The 16,271-nt window shown below is 60.9% G+C and carries 13 protein-coding genes, 1 pseudogene and 1 riboswitch; of the genes and pseudogenes, 7 read left to right on the top strand and 7 right to left on the bottom strand.

The features are described from left to right. Nucleotides 1-142: 142 nt before the first annotated feature. Nucleotides 143-889 carry an RsiV family protein gene (locus tag OH720_RS02275; RefSeq protein ID WP_272604404.1) on the top strand — a complete coding sequence of 249 codons (747 nt, stop codon included), beginning with the start codon at nucleotides 143-145 and terminating at the stop codon, nucleotides 887-889. Here the strand turns inward: OH720_RS02275 and cytX are convergent. Further along, on the bottom strand, nucleotides 858-2,150 hold the full coding sequence (gene cytX / locus OH720_RS02270; protein WP_180203997.1) for a putative hydroxymethylpyrimidine transporter CytX: 1,293 nt from the start codon (nucleotides 2,148-2,150) through the stop codon (nucleotides 858-860). The two genes, OH720_RS02275 and cytX, sit on opposite strands and share 32 nt — an antisense overlap. Before the next feature lie 188 nt (nucleotides 2,151-2,338). After that, on the bottom strand, nucleotides 2,339-4,228 hold the full coding sequence (gene thiC, locus OH720_RS02265; protein ID WP_008063536.1) for a phosphomethylpyrimidine synthase ThiC: 1,890 nt from the start codon (nucleotides 4,226-4,228) through the stop codon (nucleotides 2,339-2,341). 163 nt (nucleotides 4,229-4,391) lie between these two features. Next, nucleotides 4,392-4,497, bottom strand: a riboswitch (TPP riboswitch). A 205-nt stretch (nucleotides 4,498-4,702) separates the two neighbouring features. On the opposite strand from thiC, the gene OH720_RS02260 reads away from it, so the two are divergent. Beyond that, nucleotides 4,703-6,133, top strand: coding sequence for a TolC family outer membrane protein (locus tag OH720_RS02260; RefSeq protein WP_272604403.1), 1,431 nt, complete (start codon nucleotides 4,703-4,705; stop codon nucleotides 6,131-6,133). A 94-nt stretch (nucleotides 6,134-6,227) separates the two neighbouring features. Here the strand turns inward: OH720_RS02260 and waaA are convergent, their stop codons facing one another. Both waaA and OH720_RS02250 read right to left on the bottom strand, forming a co-directional pair. Further along, nucleotides 6,228-7,505, bottom strand: a complete 1,278-nt coding sequence (gene waaA / locus OH720_RS02255; RefSeq protein WP_272604402.1) for a lipid IV(A) 3-deoxy-D-manno-octulosonic acid transferase — start codon at nucleotides 7,503-7,505, stop codon at nucleotides 6,228-6,230. After that, a complete protein-coding gene (locus OH720_RS02250; protein ID WP_180203994.1) occupies nucleotides 7,498-8,412 on the bottom strand; it encodes a LysR family transcriptional regulator in 915 nt (304 codons plus the stop codon). Before OH720_RS02250 ends, waaA begins: the two co-directional genes overlap by 8 nt. 103 nt (nucleotides 8,413-8,515) lie before the next feature. On the opposite strand from OH720_RS02250, the gene OH720_RS02245 reads away from it, so the two are divergent. Then, complete coding sequence (locus tag OH720_RS02245) at nucleotides 8,516-8,848, top strand: DMT family transporter (protein ID WP_095192165.1); 333 nt, start codon at nucleotides 8,516-8,518, stop codon at nucleotides 8,846-8,848. Nucleotides 8,849-8,868: 20 nt separating this feature from the next. On the opposite strand, the pseudogene OH720_RS31750 reads toward OH720_RS02245, so the two are convergent. Beyond that, a pseudogene (locus tag OH720_RS31750) lies at nucleotides 8,869-8,973 on the bottom strand (metal ABC transporter ATP-binding protein); the annotation flags it as partial. 56 nt (nucleotides 8,974-9,029) lie between these two features. Here OH720_RS31750 and OH720_RS02240 point away from each other — a divergent pair. The 3 genes from OH720_RS02240 to OH720_RS02230 are packed head-to-tail and all read left to right on the top strand — an operon-like array spanning nucleotide 9,030 to nucleotide 12,016. Then, on the top strand, nucleotides 9,030-10,205 hold the full coding sequence (locus OH720_RS02240) for an NAD(P)/FAD-dependent oxidoreductase (RefSeq protein ID WP_008055696.1): 1,176 nt from the start codon (nucleotides 9,030-9,032) through the stop codon (nucleotides 10,203-10,205). After that, a complete protein-coding gene (locus OH720_RS02235) occupies nucleotides 10,202-11,014 on the top strand; it encodes an aldo/keto reductase (RefSeq protein WP_272604401.1) in 813 nt (270 codons plus the stop codon). The genes OH720_RS02240 and OH720_RS02235 overlap by 4 nt, the downstream gene beginning before the upstream one ends. A gap of 33 nt (nucleotides 11,015-11,047) precedes the next feature. Next, a complete protein-coding gene (locus OH720_RS02230) occupies nucleotides 11,048-12,016 on the top strand; it encodes a metal ABC transporter ATPase (protein WP_272604400.1) in 969 nt (322 codons plus the stop codon). 69 nt (nucleotides 12,017-12,085) lie between these two features. Here the strand turns inward: OH720_RS02230 and hldE are convergent, their stop codons facing one another. Both hldE and msbA read right to left on the bottom strand, forming a co-directional pair. Then, nucleotides 12,086-13,510 carry a bifunctional D-glycero-beta-D-manno-heptose-7-phosphate kinase/D-glycero-beta-D-manno-heptose 1-phosphate adenylyltransferase HldE gene (gene hldE, locus OH720_RS02225; protein WP_272604399.1) on the bottom strand — a complete coding sequence of 475 codons (1,425 nt, stop codon included), beginning with the start codon at nucleotides 13,508-13,510 and terminating at the stop codon, nucleotides 12,086-12,088. A gap of 199 nt (nucleotides 13,511-13,709) precedes the next feature. Continuing rightward, nucleotides 13,710-15,509, bottom strand: a complete 1,800-nt coding sequence (gene msbA, locus OH720_RS02220) for a lipid A export permease/ATP-binding protein MsbA (protein WP_272604398.1) — start codon at nucleotides 15,507-15,509, stop codon at nucleotides 13,710-13,712. Nucleotides 15,510-15,625: 116 nt separating this feature from the next. Between msbA and OH720_RS02215 the strand changes: the two genes are divergently transcribed. After that, nucleotides 15,626-16,267 carry a hypothetical protein gene (locus tag OH720_RS02215; RefSeq protein WP_008055710.1) on the top strand — a complete coding sequence of 214 codons (642 nt, stop codon included), beginning with the start codon at nucleotides 15,626-15,628 and terminating at the stop codon, nucleotides 16,265-16,267. Nucleotides 16,268-16,271 lie beyond the last annotated feature (4 nt).

The raw sequence follows: 16,271 nt of genomic DNA, 5'->3' as shown, positions 1-16,271 counted from the left end.
GGTTTGATGCAGCCCCTTTACCTTCAGCGAGATAGACGGTGAGGGCGAAACCCACTCTAATTAGCTTAGTGGCGAACTGATTGCTTCGTTGACAGTCGAAGCGGGTAACTTTTTGCCTTTCCCTGTTTTATGAAGGACGCCCATGTCGCTTTTTAAAATTGCCTCCGTGGCCGCTCTCGCCCTGACCCTGGGCGCTTGCCAGAGCCTGTTCCAGCCCAACTATCGCGCGCCGCTGGAAACCACCCGCGACGCCACCGAGCAGCTCAAGCCAGGTTGCAGCGATCAGGACTGCCCGCTGGTGAACATCGACACCCTGCACTTCCCCAGCGAGCCTGCGCTTGACGGCATCATCGAAAAACGCCTGCTGCAGATGACCCGCACCTCGCCCGACGCCCCGGTGGCGCCGACGCTGGCGGCCTATCGCGAACAGTTTTTGCGCACCGCCGGCCCGCGCAACAGCAGCTATCTGCAAGCCAAGGTACGTGAGCAGCATGACGGACTGGTGATCATCGAGTTGTCCAGTTACCTGGACACCGGCGGCGCCCATGGCACGCCGGGTCGAGGATTCATCAACTATTCGCGTCAACAGCAGAAAGTGCTGACGCTGTCGGACATGCTGGTGCCGGGGCAGGAAGAGGCGTTCTGGAAAGCGGCGCAGGTGGCGCACAACAGCTGGTTGATCAGCACCAAGCTCGATCAGGAACCGGAGTTCGTCAAGAGCTGGCCGTTCCAGAAAACCCAGAACGTGGCGCTGACCTACGGCGGGGTGATCCTCAAGTACGAAACCAGCACCATCGCGCCTTACGCGCTGGGCCATGTCGAACTGAAGATCCCCTACCCCCGCCTGAACGGCATCATCAAGCCCGAGCTGTTTCCCGGCCGTAACTGAAGGCCCGGCCCAGCACCAGCTGCAGCAGCCCTGCGAGGATCAACGCCGGCAGGGTTGCACCGATATCCGGATACAGATTGGCCAGCAAGTGATAGGTGCTGACCCCGCCCAACCAGGCGAGCAGCGCCGGCCAACGCAGTGCAGCTGAGGCGACTTGGCCACTGCGCTTGCGCAGGATGAAGTGGTCCACCAGCACCACGCCGAACAGCGGCGCGAATACCGAACCGATCAACAGCAGGAAGTTCTGGTACTGGGCCAGGGGCGCCAGCAAGGCGATCAGGGTGCAGACCACGCCGATGGCCAAGGCCAGGTGTTCGACTTTCAGGCGCAACAGAATCCCGCTGGAAACTGCTGCCGAGTGAATGTCGGCGAAGGCGTTTTCCGACTCGTCCAGAAGAATCAAAAGCAGTGGAATCCCCAGGCCGGCACCGGCCAACGCCAACAGCAAGGCATTGACTTCACCGCTCGGCGCGAACGCCAGGGTGTAGGCCACGCCCAGGCTCATCAGCCAGAAGTTACCGATAAAGAAGCCGATTGCGGTACCACCGAAAACGTTTTTCGCCCGCTTGCCGAAACGCGAGTAGTCGGCGATCAGCGGCAGCCACGACAGCGGCATGGCAATGGCAATGTCGAAACCCACGGCAAACGGCATCGAACCGTCGCCAGCCTGGGCCCACAAGGCGGCCAGGTCGGCCTTGGCGAACAGGTTCCAGGTCAGCCAGATGCATGCGGCCAGCAGCAGCCAGATGCCCCATTTGCGCAGGATCTGGCGCACGAAGGTCAACGGACCGCTCACGGCCAACAGGGTCGCCAGTGCGCCGAAGAACAGCGTCCACAGCACCGGATTGGACATTGCGCTGCCATCGCTGAAGGCCTTTGCGCCCAACAGGCTGGCGGCATCGCGCATGACGATGATCTCGAAAGAACCCCAACCGATCAGTTGCAGCAGGTTCAGTACGGCCGGCAGGCTCGCGCCACGTTTGCCGAGGCTGAGCTTGAGTGCGGCCATCGACGACAGGCCGGTGTCGCTGCCGATCACGCCGACGGCCGCCAACAGCAAAACGCCGACCAGGGTGCCGAGGAAAATCGCCAGCAATGAGCCGGACAGGCCCAGGCCGGGCGCGAGCAGAGCACCGGTCTGCAGCACCATCAGGCCGATGCCGAGGGAGAACCACAGGGAAAACAGGTCGCGGCCGCCGAACACACGTTTGTCGATCGGCACCGCGATGTCGGGGGAGTAAGTGCTGGGTTGAATGCTCAAGGGTGTTATCTCAGAGGAATATGTTTTGTCATTGAGAATTTCGCTATCTGATCTGGCGCTTTCGCGAGCAAGCCCGCTCCCACATTGGATCTGCAGTGAACACCAACTTTGTGCACGACTGAGGTCAAATGTGGGAGCGGGCTTGCTCGCGAAGACGGCGCCACAGGCACCGCCAATCCCCGATCAGATCAAACTTTCTGGTAAAGCTGACTGCCTTCCTGCTTGAAGCGCTCGGCCTGTTCGGCCATGCCTTGGGCGACGTCCACGTCCACCGCTTCGATCCGTTGGTTGGCCGCGTACTCACGGACTTCCTGGGTGATCTTCATCGAGCAGAATTTCGGCCCGCACATGGAGCAGAAGTGCGCGACCTTGGCCGAATCCTTCGGCAACGTCTCATCGTGATACGAACGAGCGGTGTCCGGATCCAGGCCCAGGTTGAACTGGTCTTCCCAACGGAATTCGAAGCGCGCCTTGCTCAAGGCATTGTCGCGGATCTGCGCGCCTGGATGCCCCTTGGCCAGATCGGCGGCGTGCGCAGCGATCTTGTAGGTGATGATGCCGGTCTTCACGTCATCCTTGTTCGGCAGACCCAAGTGCTCTTTCGGCGTCACGTAGCAGAGCATGGCGCAGCCGAACCAGCCGATCATTGCCGCACCAATACCGGAGGTGATGTGGTCGTAGCCTGGCGCAATGTCGGTGGTCAGCGGGCCGAGGGTGTAGAACGGCGCCTCGTCGCAGCACTCGAGCTGCTTGTCCATGTTCTCCTTGATCAACTGCATCGGCACGTGGCCCGGGCCTTCGATCATGCACTGCACGTCGTGTTTCCAGGCGATCTTGGTCAGCTCGCCGAGGGTTTCCAGCTCGCCGAACTGCGCTTCGTCGTTGGCGTCGGCAATCGAGCCAGGACGCAGACCATCGCCCAGCGAGAAGCTGACGTCGTAGGCCTTCATGATTTCGCAGATGTCTTCGAAATGGGTGTAGAGGAAGTTCTCTTTGTGGTGCGCCAGGCACCACTTGGCCATGATCGAACCGCCACGGGAAACGATGCCGGTCACGCGCTTGGCGGTCATCGGCACGTAGCGCAACAACACGCCGGCGTGGATGGTGAAGTAGTCGACGCCCTGCTCGGCCTGCTCGATCAGCGTGTCGCGGAACAGCTCCCAGGTCAGGTCTTCGGCCACGCCGCCGACTTTTTCCAGGGCCTGGTAGATCGGCACGGTACCGATCGGCACCGGCGAGTTGCGGATGATCCACTCGCGGGTTTCGTGGATGTGCTTGCCGGTGGACAGGTCCATGACCGTGTCCGAACCCCAGCGAATGCCCCAGGTCAGTTTCGCCACTTCTTCTTCAATGGACGAACCCAGGGCGCTGTTGCCGATGTTGCCGTTGATCTTCACCAGGAAGTTACGGCCGATGATCATCGGTTCCAGTTCGGTGTGGTTGATGTTGGCTGGAATGATCGCGCGACCGCGAGCGATTTCGTCACGGACAAATTCAGGGGTGATGATTTTCGGCACGCTGGCACCAAAACTGTGGCCGGCGTGTTGCTGGTCCAGCAGGCCGGCGGCGCGGGCCACTTCCAGCTTCATGTTTTCGCGGATGGCGACGTATTCCATCTCGGCGGTGATGATGCCTTTGCGCGCGTAATGCATCTGGCTGACGTTGGCGCCCGGCTTGGCGCGACGCGGGTTGTTGACGTGGGCGAAACGCAGCTTCGTCAGTTCCGGGTCGGCGAGGCGTTCCTGGCCGAAGTTGGAGCTCAGGCCGCTCAGGCGCTCGGTGTCACCGCGGGATTCGATCCACGGCGAGCGCACATCGGCCAGGCCTTTGCGCACGTCGATGATCACGTTGGGGTCGGTGTAGGGGCCCGAGGTGTCGTACACCACCACCGGCGCGTTGACCTCGCCACCGAAGTCGGTCGGCGTCACGTCAAGGCTGATTTCGCGCATCGGCACGAGGATGTCCGGGCGAGTGCCCTGGACATAGATTTTTTGCGAGCGGGTAAACGGCTGCACCGATTGTTGATCGACCTTGGCCGAGTCACTCAGGTTGGTGGCGATTTTTGCTTTTGTAGTCATCACGGGCTCTCCAGACAGCATCCAGGCAGTGGAATTTTGTCGGAGCGAACCTGTAAACGAATGGACGCACGGGCGCTGGAAAACCAGCTGTGCTGTGCTCAGTGCTCGAGGGGTGTTCGATTGTCGAACAACATCCCGGACGAAGCACAAGAGGACTCGCCGGGTGACGAGAAATCTTGTTCCCTACGCAGGCGCTAACCTGATCAGGTTCAACGGGATCCGAAATTATTCGATCTCAGCCTCATAGCAAGGCACCCCGACAAGAACCCGGCCAGTCTAGACACAACTGACACAGAACGCCAACACCGCTGCAAACACCATGATGAATGGCGCAATTAGCGCGATCGCCAGGATTGTTGCCGCTCGAATGCACAACTACACTCGCTACGCCAAGCTGCGCATTGACGTTGCACAGGCAGCGCCTTAGCCTTGGCGCTCAAATTACTTGTGTAATATTTTTACTAGGGATCGCCTATGCTGCGCAAACTCTCACTGGCCGTTGCCGTGTCTTGTGCGTCCAATGGAATGGCCTGGGCAGAAGCGCCCTTATCGACCAAGAACGATCTGGTCAGCGTCTATCAGGAAGCGGTGAACAACAACGCCGACCTCGCTGCGGCCATCGCCCAATATGGCGCCCAGAAAGAAGTCGTGCCCCAGGCCCGCGCCGGATTGCTGCCCAATCTTTCGGGCGGCGCCGATGTCAGCAGCGTGCGCACCTCGATCGATCAGCCGGCGGCCACGGCCAACCGTAATGCCCATTCGTACCAGGCGACCCTGGCGCAGCCACTGTTCCGCGCCGATCGCTGGTTCCAGTTCCAGGCCGCCAAGGACGTCAACGAACAGGCCGCCCTGCAACTCTCGGCGACCCAGCAAAACCTGATCCTGCAAACCGCCGACAGCTACTTCAACGTGCTGCGCAGCCAGGACAACCTGGCCTCGACCAAGGCCGAAGAAGCCGCGTTCAAGCGTCAGCTCGATCAGTCCAACGAGCGCTTCGATGTCGGCCTATCCGACAAGACCGACGTCTTGAACTCGCAAGCCAGCTACGACACCGCACGCGCCAACCGGATCGTCGCGCAGCGCCAGGTGGATGATGCGTTCGAAGCCCTGATCACCCTGACCAACCGACAGTACAACGCAATCTGGGGCATCTCCCATAACTTGCCGATCCTGCCGCCGGCACCGAACGATGCCAAGGCCTGGGTCGAAACGGCGGCCAAACAGAACCTCAATCTGCTGGCCAGCAACTACGCCGTCAGCGCCGCCGAGCAAACCCTCAAGCAGCGCAAGGCCGGCCATGCGCCGACCGTCGATGCGGTGGCGCAATACAGAAAAGGCGACAACGATGCACTGGGTTTCAGCAACCCGAGCGCATTCGGCCAGCCGTACAAGGGCGACGTCGAGCAATCCTCGATCGGCCTGCAACTGAACATCCCGATCTACAGCGGCGGCCTGATCAACTCCCAGGTGCGCCAATCCTATGCGCAACTGGACCAGACCGAGCAGCAACGTGAATCCCTGCGTCGCTCTATCGTGGAAAACACCCGTGACCTGCACCGCGCGGTGAATACTGACGTCGAGCAGGTACAGGCGCGCAAGCAGTCGATCATCTCCAACCAGAGCGCGGTGGAAGCGACGGAAATCGGTTATCAGGTGGGTACGCGCAACATCGTCGATGTGCTGGATGCGCAGCGCTCGCTCTACACCTCGGTACGCGACTACAACAACACCCGCTACGACTACATCCTCGACAACCTGCGCTTGAAGCAGCAGGCCGGTACGTTGAACCCGGGGGACTTGCAGGACCTGGCACGTTGGCTCAATCCCAACTACAACCCGGACAAGGATTTCCTGCCGCCGGATCTGGCGAAGGCTGCGGCTGAACAGCTCAAGGCCAGACCCTAAAAGAACCTGTAGGAGCACGGCTTGCCGGCGATGGCGTCCTTGAGATCGCTATCGCCGGCAAGCCGTGCTCCTACAGGGTTTGCGCCACCTATTCCTACAGGTTGATCAGCCGCCCTAGCCCATCGAGCAAGCGCTGCAACGCCCCCTGATTGGTGCGCATAACCTTCAAGCCCGCCTCGGCCATGCGCTGCGCATCGCGCGGCAATTCGAACAGGCGCTGCACCGCCACCGCCAGCCCTTGTGCATCCTCAACCTCCTGCAACGCCCCGGCGCTGCGCAACTGCGCGGCGATTTCAAGGAAGTTGAACAGGTGCGGGCCACTGAGCACCGGCTTGGCCAAGGCCGCCGGCTCAAGCAGGTTATGCCCCCCATTAGGCACCAGGCTACCGCCGACGAATGCACTGTCGGCCAAGGCATAAAGAAACAGCAGCTCGCCCATGGTGTCGCCCAGCAACACCGAAGTGCCGGCGGTGACCGCATCGCCTGTGGAGCGCCGCACCGTGGCGAAACCCTGCTGGCGGCACAATTCGAATACCGGATTGAACCGCTCGGGATGACGCGGCACCAGGATCAGCAAGGCATCGGGATGGCTCGCCAGCAACTGACGGTGGGCCGCCAGTACCACCTCGTCTTCGCCATCATGGGTGCTGGCAGCGATCCACACCGGGCGCTCCTGTGCCTGCCATTGCCCGCGCAACTCGGCGGCACGTTGCAACAGTTGCGGGTCGATGGTCAGGTCGAACTTGATCGAACCGGTGACTTCGACGGTTTGCGCCCGCGCGCCCAACTCACGAAAACGCTGGGCCTCGGCTTCGGTCTGCACCGCGAACAAGCTCATCTCGGCCAGCATCGGCCCGGTCAGCCTGGCGAAGCGGCCATAGCCCCTGGCCGAACGTTCGGACAGTCGTGCATTGGCCAGGGCCACGGGAATCCCGCGCTTGGCGCATTGATGGATATGGTTGGGCCAGAGCTCGGTTTCCATGATCACCGCCAGTTTCGGCTGGACCCGATCAAGGAAGCGTTTGGCGGCGCACGGCAAGTCGTAGGGCAAATAGCAGTGCTGGATGCGCGGTTCGTTGGCGAACAACGCCTGGATGCGCTCCGAGCCGGTCGGCGTCATGCAGGTCACGGTGATCGGTAGTGTCGGATAACGTTGCAGCAAGGCCCGAATCATCGGCGCCGCGGCAATGCTTTCGCCCACAGACACCGCGTGCACCCAGATGCCACCGGGCTTCATCGTCGGCATCCCGTAGGAAAAGCGCTCGCCAACACGCTTGGCATAGGCCGGCGCCTTGCGCGAGCGCAGCCACAGCCGAATCGCCACCAATGGCAGCCCCAGGTAAAACAGCGCGGTGTAGAGAGTTCTATTCATGGCGGCGGAGTTTATCGGTTTTTTCACCGATCGCCTGCAAATGCACGGCAAAACGCTCCGCCAACCAGCGAGCGGCCGGCCCGAGTGGCTCATCGCGGCGCCACACCAACTCCACCACCAGCGCCGGCGGGGTCCATTCGCTGGCCAATTCGACCATCAAGCCCTGATACGCCGAGTACTGCACCACGTGACGCGGCAGCCAGGCCCAGCCGAGGCCGCGCACCAACCATTCAGCCATCACGTAGAAACTGTCGGCCCGCCAGACCTGCGGGCTGGCTGGTTCGCTGCCGGGGTAGATACTGGACTGCGTGGACATCAGCAGCTGTCGATGCTGCGCCAGTTCCTGATAGTTCACTTCAGCCTTTGCCGCCAATGGATGCCCTACGCCACACACGGTCACCATCTCGACGCTGCCCAGCACCCTGCGCTCAAGGGCTTCAGGAATTTGATCGTGATAAAACAACAAACCCAGATCGGCCCGACGCTCCACCAGCTTGCGCGCCACATCGCCTTGGGCGGCGCTGGTCAGTTGCACTTCAAGGCTGGGAAACTTTTCCGCCAACGCTTCAAAGCTTTCGATGACCGGCTGGTACGGCATGGCCTCGTCCTGGGCCAGGCGCAAGCGAGCTTCCTGGCCGCGCATCATCGCCAGCGCCCGGCCATTGAGGCGCTCGCATTGGCGCAGCACTTCGCGCGCTTCTTCGAGCAAGGCATTGCCAGCCTCGGTGAGCTTCGGCTGGCGGCCACTGCTGCGGTCGAACAGGCTCACGCCCAGATCTTCCTCCAGCAGCGCAATCGCACTGCTGATCGCCGACTGGGCTTTGCGCTGGTCCCGTGCCACGGCAGAAAACGAACGTTGCTCCGCCACACCGACGAATAAACGCAGTTGTTCAAGATTCCATTGCATGAGCAAACCCATCTTCAGAACAGATAGGTAATGACTTTACCGCATCTGGAGAATCTCTAGAATGCCGAACTCAGCAAGCAACACTTCATACGAGGATTGAACCATGACCGCTTACTACTACCTGGCCATTGCCATCTGCGCCGAAGTGATTGCCACTGTTTCGATGAAAGCGGTTAAAGGCTTCAGCACGCCGTTGCCACTGCTGCTGGTGATCGTCGGATACGGCATCGCCTTCTGGATGTTGACCCTGGTGGTGCGCAGCGTACCGGTGGGCGTGGCTTACGCGGTATGGGCCGGCATGGGCATCGTGATGGTCAGCGTCGCGGCACTGTTCATCTACGGGCAGAAGCTGGATGTGCCGGCGATGATGGGGATGGCGTTGATCGTGTTGGGTGTCGTAGTGATCCAACTCTTCTCGAAAACCGCGGGGCATTAAAATCCGCGCACAATCCAATGTGGGAGCGGGCTTGCTCGCGAATGCGGTGTGTCATCCAGTGTTGAAGTCGACTGACACACCGCCTTCGCGAGCAAGCCCGCTCCCACAGTTTGATCACCAACAATCCACGCTTCTTCGAGTCTGTATACTGCGTCCTCGTCTTGAACACTGAGGTCGCTGCATGCCATCCGTTATTTCCACCGACGTTCTCATTGTCGGCGCTGGTGTCGCCGGCCTCTGGCTGAATGCGCGCCTGCGACGCCAGGGCTTCTCGACCGTGCTGGTGGAAAGCGCCAGCCTCGGCGGCGGACAAAGCGTGAAGTCCCAGGGCATCATCCATGGCGGGGCCAAGTACGCACTGCATGGCGCCCTGACCGGCGCCTCGGAAGCCATCGCCGACATGCCGCGCCGCTGGCGTGAAGCCCTGGCCGGGGATGGCGAACTGGACCTGTCGGGCGTACGCCTGCTGTCCGAAGCCCACTACCTCTGGTCCCCAGGCACGATCGCCGGCAACCTCACCAGCTTCTTCGCCAGCAAAGCCGTGCGCGGTCGCGTCGATCAGGTCAAGGGCGACCAACTGCCGCCGGCCCTGCAGGACAAACGCTTCAAGGGCAAGGTCTATCGCCTGGCGGAACTGGTGATCGACGTGCCGAGCCTGATCCAGCGCCTGGCTGACCTCGCGGGCGACGGCCTGCTTGCTGGCCAGAAGATCGAGCCGCTGCTGGAGGGTGGCGTGCTGGTCGGCCTGAAGGTGGACGAACGCGAGATCCGCGCCCAGCGCATCGTCTTGAGCGCCGGAGGCGGAACGGCGGCGTTGCTTGAAGCGCTGGGGCTGACCCAGCCCGCCATGCAACGCCGCCCGTTGCACATGATCATCGCCAAAGGCCCAAGCCTCAAACCGCTGTACGCCCATTGCCTGGGTGGTGGAACCAAACCACGCATTACCGTAACCACGCACCCGGCAGCCGATGGTCAGTGGGTCTGGTACCTGGGCGGCGATATCGCTGAAACCGAAGGCGTGACCCGTGAGCCCGCCGAACAAATCGCCACCGCACAGAAAGAACTTGGCCAGTTGCTGCCATGGATCGACCTCAGCACGGCGCGTTGGGCAACCTTGCGCGTAGACCGCGCGGAGCCACTGCAATCGGGACTGACCCGTCCCGACAATGCCTTTGTAGCTGAAGAAGGTCGCCTGCTGGTGGGCTGGCCAACCAAACTGGCTCTGGCGCCGGACTTCGCTGACCGGGTGATCGCCAGCCTTGCCCGCGATGGCATTCAACCGGGTCCGGTCACCGAATTGCCGCCACTGCCAAAACCGCCGATGGCCGTCCCGGCTTGGGAGCAACTGCTGCCATGAGCGTACCGACTCTGCACGACCTGCATCGTCCCCTGGGCAGCACCGGCCTGCTGGTGTCGCCCCTGGGCCTGGGTACCGTAAAACTCGGCCGTGACCAAGGCGTGAAATACCCCAATGGTTTCCAGATCCCCGACGACAATCAAGCGCGGATGCTGCTCAAGCTCACACGCGACCTGGGTATCAACCTGATCGACACAGCTCCGGCCTATGGGCGTAGCGAAGAGCGCCTTGGCCCGCTGCTGCGTGGTCAACGTCAGGATTGGGTGATCGTCAGCAAGGTCGGCGAGGAGTTTGCCGACGGTCAGTCCCGCCACGACTTCAGCGCCGCGCACACCCGCTTCTCTGTAGAGCGCAGCCTGCAACGCCTCGAGACCGATTTCATAGACCTGGTATTGGTGCACTCCGACGGCAACGACCTGACGATCCTCGAAGACAGCGAAGTCTATGCCACGCTTGCCGCGCTCAAGGCCGAAGGCAAGATTCGTGGCTTCGGTTTTTCCGGTAAAACCGTCGAAGGCGGCTTGAAAGCGCTGGAGCAAGGTGATTGCGCAATGGTCACCTACAATCTGAACGAGCAAAGCGAAAAGGCGGTCATTGACTATGCTGCTGCTCATGGCAAAGCCATTCTGGTCAAAAAAGCCCTCGCCAGCGGTCATGTGTGCCTGAGTCCAGGCGTAGACCCGGTGCGCGCCAGTTTCCAATTGTTGTTCGAACATCCAGGTGTGGCCAGCGCTATTGTCGGAACGATCAATCCGCTGCACCTCGCCCATAACGTGGCGACCGTTGCCCAGGTCCTACGTAGCAACTGATGCCGCCCCACGCGGCCTTAAGCAGGAGCCGACATGCCGCGTACGCTCATTAGAAAGAATCCGAGCAACTTCAAGACCCTGCCGTTATTCGTCGAAGCGACTCCCGAAGGCCTGAGTTATCAGAGCGTCGGGAGGCCGTTGAATTTCGCCCAGATCCTGCAACGTCGGCGTCCGGTGACCGTCGCCGATACGGAGCGGTTTTCCCTTGAATTGGCCAACCTCGGGGTATCGGTACGCCTGACACTGCATTGGCAGAATCGCGATTACTGGGTGCTGGTGCGTCAACGGCGGCAGGACCGCGGCGACGTGGTGCTCAAGCTGATCTCCGGCTACGTGCCCGCCCATGAGCTGAACCTGCCGCTGCACACGGCCATCCAGGAAATCGCCGAAGAGTGCCTGCTGGAAACTCCGGAAGGCTGGCTCGGTGGGCGCTTCAACGACACCTGGCTACCCGCCCCCTATTCCAGCGCACTGCATTACCGCGAAGCCCTGCCGTTTCGCCTGTCGCCGCTGTCCGGCTCGGCGCGGCCGGTGCGCTGTGCCAACCTGCCACTGATCGAACGGCCACGGGCCTACGTGCACTTGCCGACCGCATCGCTGCAATTGATTTACGACTTGCGCCTGGAGGTCCCCAAGGAGGCCAAATCCCTCAGCCTGTTTCACGTCGACGAACGACTGGAAGGCGATCAACTGGTGGCCCGCCTGGATCGCAAGCGCCCCGACCTGTACCTGATGCCTTTGCGGGACGGCCACCCCACTGCCGAGCTCTACACCTTGAAAAAGGATCAATTGCACTCGGCGAGTACCCGCGGACTGTACCTGGCCGAAAGTTTTGCCCGGCAGGAAGGTTGGCTGGTGAAGGATGAGCGGATTCGCTGGAAGGACTGGGTTCGGCAGCAGGGTTTGACGCCACCGGGGAAGGATTCGGGATTGGCCCTGTTACGCGGGAAGGCAAAGCAGCTGCTGAAGAAGATTGTGCCGCGTAAAAAAGTCAGCTCCTAAAAGCAAAAGATCGCAGCCTGCGGCAGCTCCTACAGGATTATGTGCCGATGGCTGCGATCTTTTTAGGCGTCATTCAGACTGGCGGATCTTCTCGACAATGGCAGTCGTGGAGCTGTTTTCCACCAGCCCCAGCACTTTCACGGTCCCGCCGTACGCGGTCACGATGTCCGCTCCGACCACCTGGTCAATCCCGTAGTCCCCACCCTTGACCAGCACGTCCGGCTTGACCTCGCGCAGCAGGTTCTCCGGTGTGCCCTCAGCGAAGCTGATCACCCAATCGACGGCGCCCAGACCTGCCAGCACCGCCATGCGCCGGTCGACACTGTTGATTGGACGACCAGGCCCTTTCAGGCGACTGACCGACGCATCGTCGTTGACCGCAACGATCAGGCGATCGCCTTGCGCCCGCGCCTGCTCCAGGTACGTCACGTGCCCGGCATGCAGGATGTCGAAGCAGCCGTTGGTGAAAACGATTTTCTCGTTATGCGCACGGGCGTCGTCGACTGCCAGCAGCAACTGTTCAAGGCCCAGCACGCCACGCTCTGAACCCTGATCGCGCTGGATGGCACGACGCAGCTCCGGCGCGCTGATGGCCGCCGTACCGAGCTTGCCGACCACGATGCCTGCCGCCAAATTGGCCAGGCCCACCGCATGCGGCAGTTCTTCACCGGCGGCAATCGCCGCGGCCAGGGTAGAAATTACCGTGTCCCCGGCACCGGTCACGTCGAACACTTCACGGGCGCGTGCCGGCAGGTGCAATGCCGGATGATCCGGGCGCAGCAAGGTCATGCCGTGTTCACCACGGGTTACCAACAGGGCGCCAAGGTCCAGGTCGCGCATCAGCTGCGCGCCCTTGTTCACCAAATCATGCTCATCGGCGCAACCACCGACGATGGTTTCGAATTCGCTAAGGTTCGGCGTGATCAGGCTCGCGCCACGGTAGATCGAAAAATCCTTGCCCTTGGGATCGGCCAGCACCGGAATGCCACGGGCACGGGCGGCCTGGATCAGCACTTGATGGTTTTTCAGCGCGCCTTTGCCGTAGTCGGACAGCACCAGCACCTTGATGCCTTCGAGCAATTCGTCGACTTGCACGGACAACGCCAGGGCGTCGGTGGCGAACGGTTCTTCGAAGTCGATGCGCAGCAGTTGCTGGTGACGGCTCATGACCCGCAGCTTGACGATGGTCGGCTGGTGGGCAATGCGCTGGAACAATGCGCGCACACCGGCACCCTTGAGGCTATTGACCAGGCTGTCGGCGGCTTCATCGTCGCCAGTCACGCCGACCAGCGAGGCCGGCGCGCCGAGGGCGGCAATGTTCAACGCAACGTTGGCGGCACCGCCCGGGCGGTCCTCGATGTGATCGACCTTGACTACCGGTACTGGCGCCTCAGGGGAAATCCGTGAGGTACCACCATGCCAGTAACGGTCGAGCATGACATCGCCGACCACCAAGACAGGGGCTTGATCGAATCGCGGCATGGACAACTTCATGGAGCAACCCACATACAAAATGAACAGGGGCGCGATATTAACACAGGGTGGGCACAGGCTTGTGTGACGGCTGCAACGGGATCTTGCGACACGGCTTTTTGATCAATTATTGAGCAAAATCAGCGCATGAACTCAATCGCTGGGCGCATTGCACGCCGCTAGAGCATCAGGGTGAGCCAGGCTCACCCTGATGTCGGAGTCAGGCGATGTCTTCGGCCGGCGTATCGAGCCCCATCGCATGCAGGCGCGAATAGTAGCCATTCTGCGCCAGCAATTGAGTGTGGGTACCACGCTCGACGATTTCGCCGTGGTCCATGACCAGAATCAGGTCGGCCTTTTCGATCGTCGACAACCGGTGGGCGATGACCAGCGTGGTACGCCCCTTCATGACTTGATCCAGCGCAGCCTGGATATGGCGCTCGGACTCGGTATCGAGTGCCGAGGTTGCTTCGTCGAGAATCAGCAACGGAGCATTTTTCAGCAAGGCCCGGGCAATCGCCAGGCGCTGGCGCTGACCGCCGGACAGCAGTACGCCGTTTTCCCCGACCTGAGTATCCAGGCCTTGCGGCATCTGCGCGATGAAGTCCATTGCATAGGCGTCCGCTGCAGCCTTTTCAATGTCGGCGCGAGGTGCGCCAGCCAGATCACCATAGGCGATATTGTTGGCGATGGTGTCGTTGAACAGGGTCACATGTTGCGTGACTTGCGCGACGTGCCGACGCAGATTGCGCAAGCGATAGTCTTCGATTTCGACATCGTCGAGCAGAATCTCACCGACTTCATGATGGTAGAAGCGCGGTATCAGGCTGGCGAGTGTCGATTTGCCGCTACCAGAGCGACCCACCAGTGCGATCATCTGCCCCGGCGCTGCGGTGAAGCTGATGTTCTTCAGCACCTCACGCTCTGTCCCGGGATAGGTAAAGCTCAGGTTGCGCACCTCAAGGTAGCCATTGACGCGATCACGCTCAACGGTACCGCGGTCGACTTCCGGCTCGACGTCCAGTTGCTCGAAAATGCTTTCGGCACCGGCGACACCTTTCTGAATGGTCGAACTGACTTCCGACAGCTGCCGGATCGGCTTGGGCAGCAGACCCGCCGCAGTGATATAGGCCACCAGGTCACCGGCGGTTGCATCACCGCGCAGGAACAGCACCAGGAACATCAGCACGGCCATGGCGGTGTAGATCACCAGCTGCAACATCGGCGTATAGACCGCGCCGGTCTTGGTCATGCGCAGTTGCTTGTCGGTATTGCCCTGGCTGGCAGCGGCAAAACGTCGCTTTTCGTAGCTCTCGCCACCGAAGCTGCGCACTACGCGATAACCCTGGATGGTCTCGGACGCTACATGGGTCACATCGCCCATGGCCACCTGGATCTTCTTGCTCTGCTTGCGGAATTTTTTGCTGGTGCTACTCACCATGACCGCAATCAGAGGCAGGATGGCAAGCATTACCAGGGTGAGCTTCCAGTTCATCCACAGCAGGTAGGCAAACAGAAACACCACGGTCAGGCCTTCACGAATGACCACTTTAATGGCGTCCGTGGCAGCGCCGGTGACCATGGTCACGTTGAAGGTGATGCGCGAAATCAGGTGCCCGGAGTTATGGGTATCGAAATAGCGGTTGGGCAGCACCAGCAACTTGTTGAACAACTCGACGCGCAAGTCATGGACCAGCCCCAACGAGACTTTCGCCAGATAGTAGTTGCCAAGAAACGAACCGAGGCCCTGCCACGCGGCGATCAGTATGATCAGCAATGGCACGGCCATCAGCAACTGCAAGTCTTGCAGATAGGGAACATTGGGGAAGAGCACCGCTTCAGGGTTGCTCAGGCCATCGACGAAGTATTTGAGAATGCCGGCCAGCATCGGCTGCGTCGAGGCAAAAATCACAAAGCCAACGATACTGACGGCAAACATGCCCCAGTACGGGCGCACATACGACAGCAGGCGCAGGTAAATCTTCAAGCTCGACGGCGCAGGCGAATCAGGGCTAGTCATGAGAACCCGTTGTATGAGAAAAGAGCCCGCGAGTGTAACACAGGCCATTTTAGTCGCTGAGCTGCGGTAACATGGCCGGCTATCCATGCCTCATGGCGTCGAACCCCGGAGAATTGATGCAAGCGCTTGATCACACCCGATACCTTGCCCTGCGCGAGGGAGCACAAGTCCTTGAAGCGGATGGTTCGGGGGACAAGGTCTTGCGGCTGACGGATGGCTCGATCCTCAAACTGTTTCGTCGCAAGCGCCTGCTGACGTCAGCCGCCTGGTATCCCTACGCCAAACGGTTCGCTGACAATTGCGATGCGTTGCGTGAACGGCAGATTCCCTGCCCTTCGATCCGCCAGGTCTATCGCATCCCGAGTATCGCCCGTGATGCGGTGCATTACGACCCGCTGCCGGGGCAAACCTTGCGCCAGTTACTGGATACCCAGGGCGATGCCGATCCGCTGCGGGGTCAGCTCGGGGTTTTCATAGCCACCTTGCATGAACGCGGGATCTATTTCCGCTCGGCGCACCTTGGCAACATAGTGCTCACGCCTGAACATCAGCTGGGCCTGATCGACATTGCCGACCTGCGGGTTTATCGGCGCCCACTACGCAAGACACTGCGGCTGCGCAATTTCAAACATATGGTGCGCTACCCGCAGGATCGGCAATGGTTGCTCGACAGGCGTGGAGAAGTCTTCATGCAACACTATGGCCAGACCCAAAGCATCTGTTCCCGGGAAGAACTGAACAGCGCCCTGCAAAAATGACCTG

This window comes from Pseudomonas sp. WJP1, assembly GCF_028471945.1.
Lineage (GTDB): Bacteria > Pseudomonadota > Gammaproteobacteria > Pseudomonadales > Pseudomonadaceae > Aquipseudomonas.
Note: the sequence above shows the minus strand (reverse complement) of the source record. Positions and strands in the feature narration are given on the sequence as shown.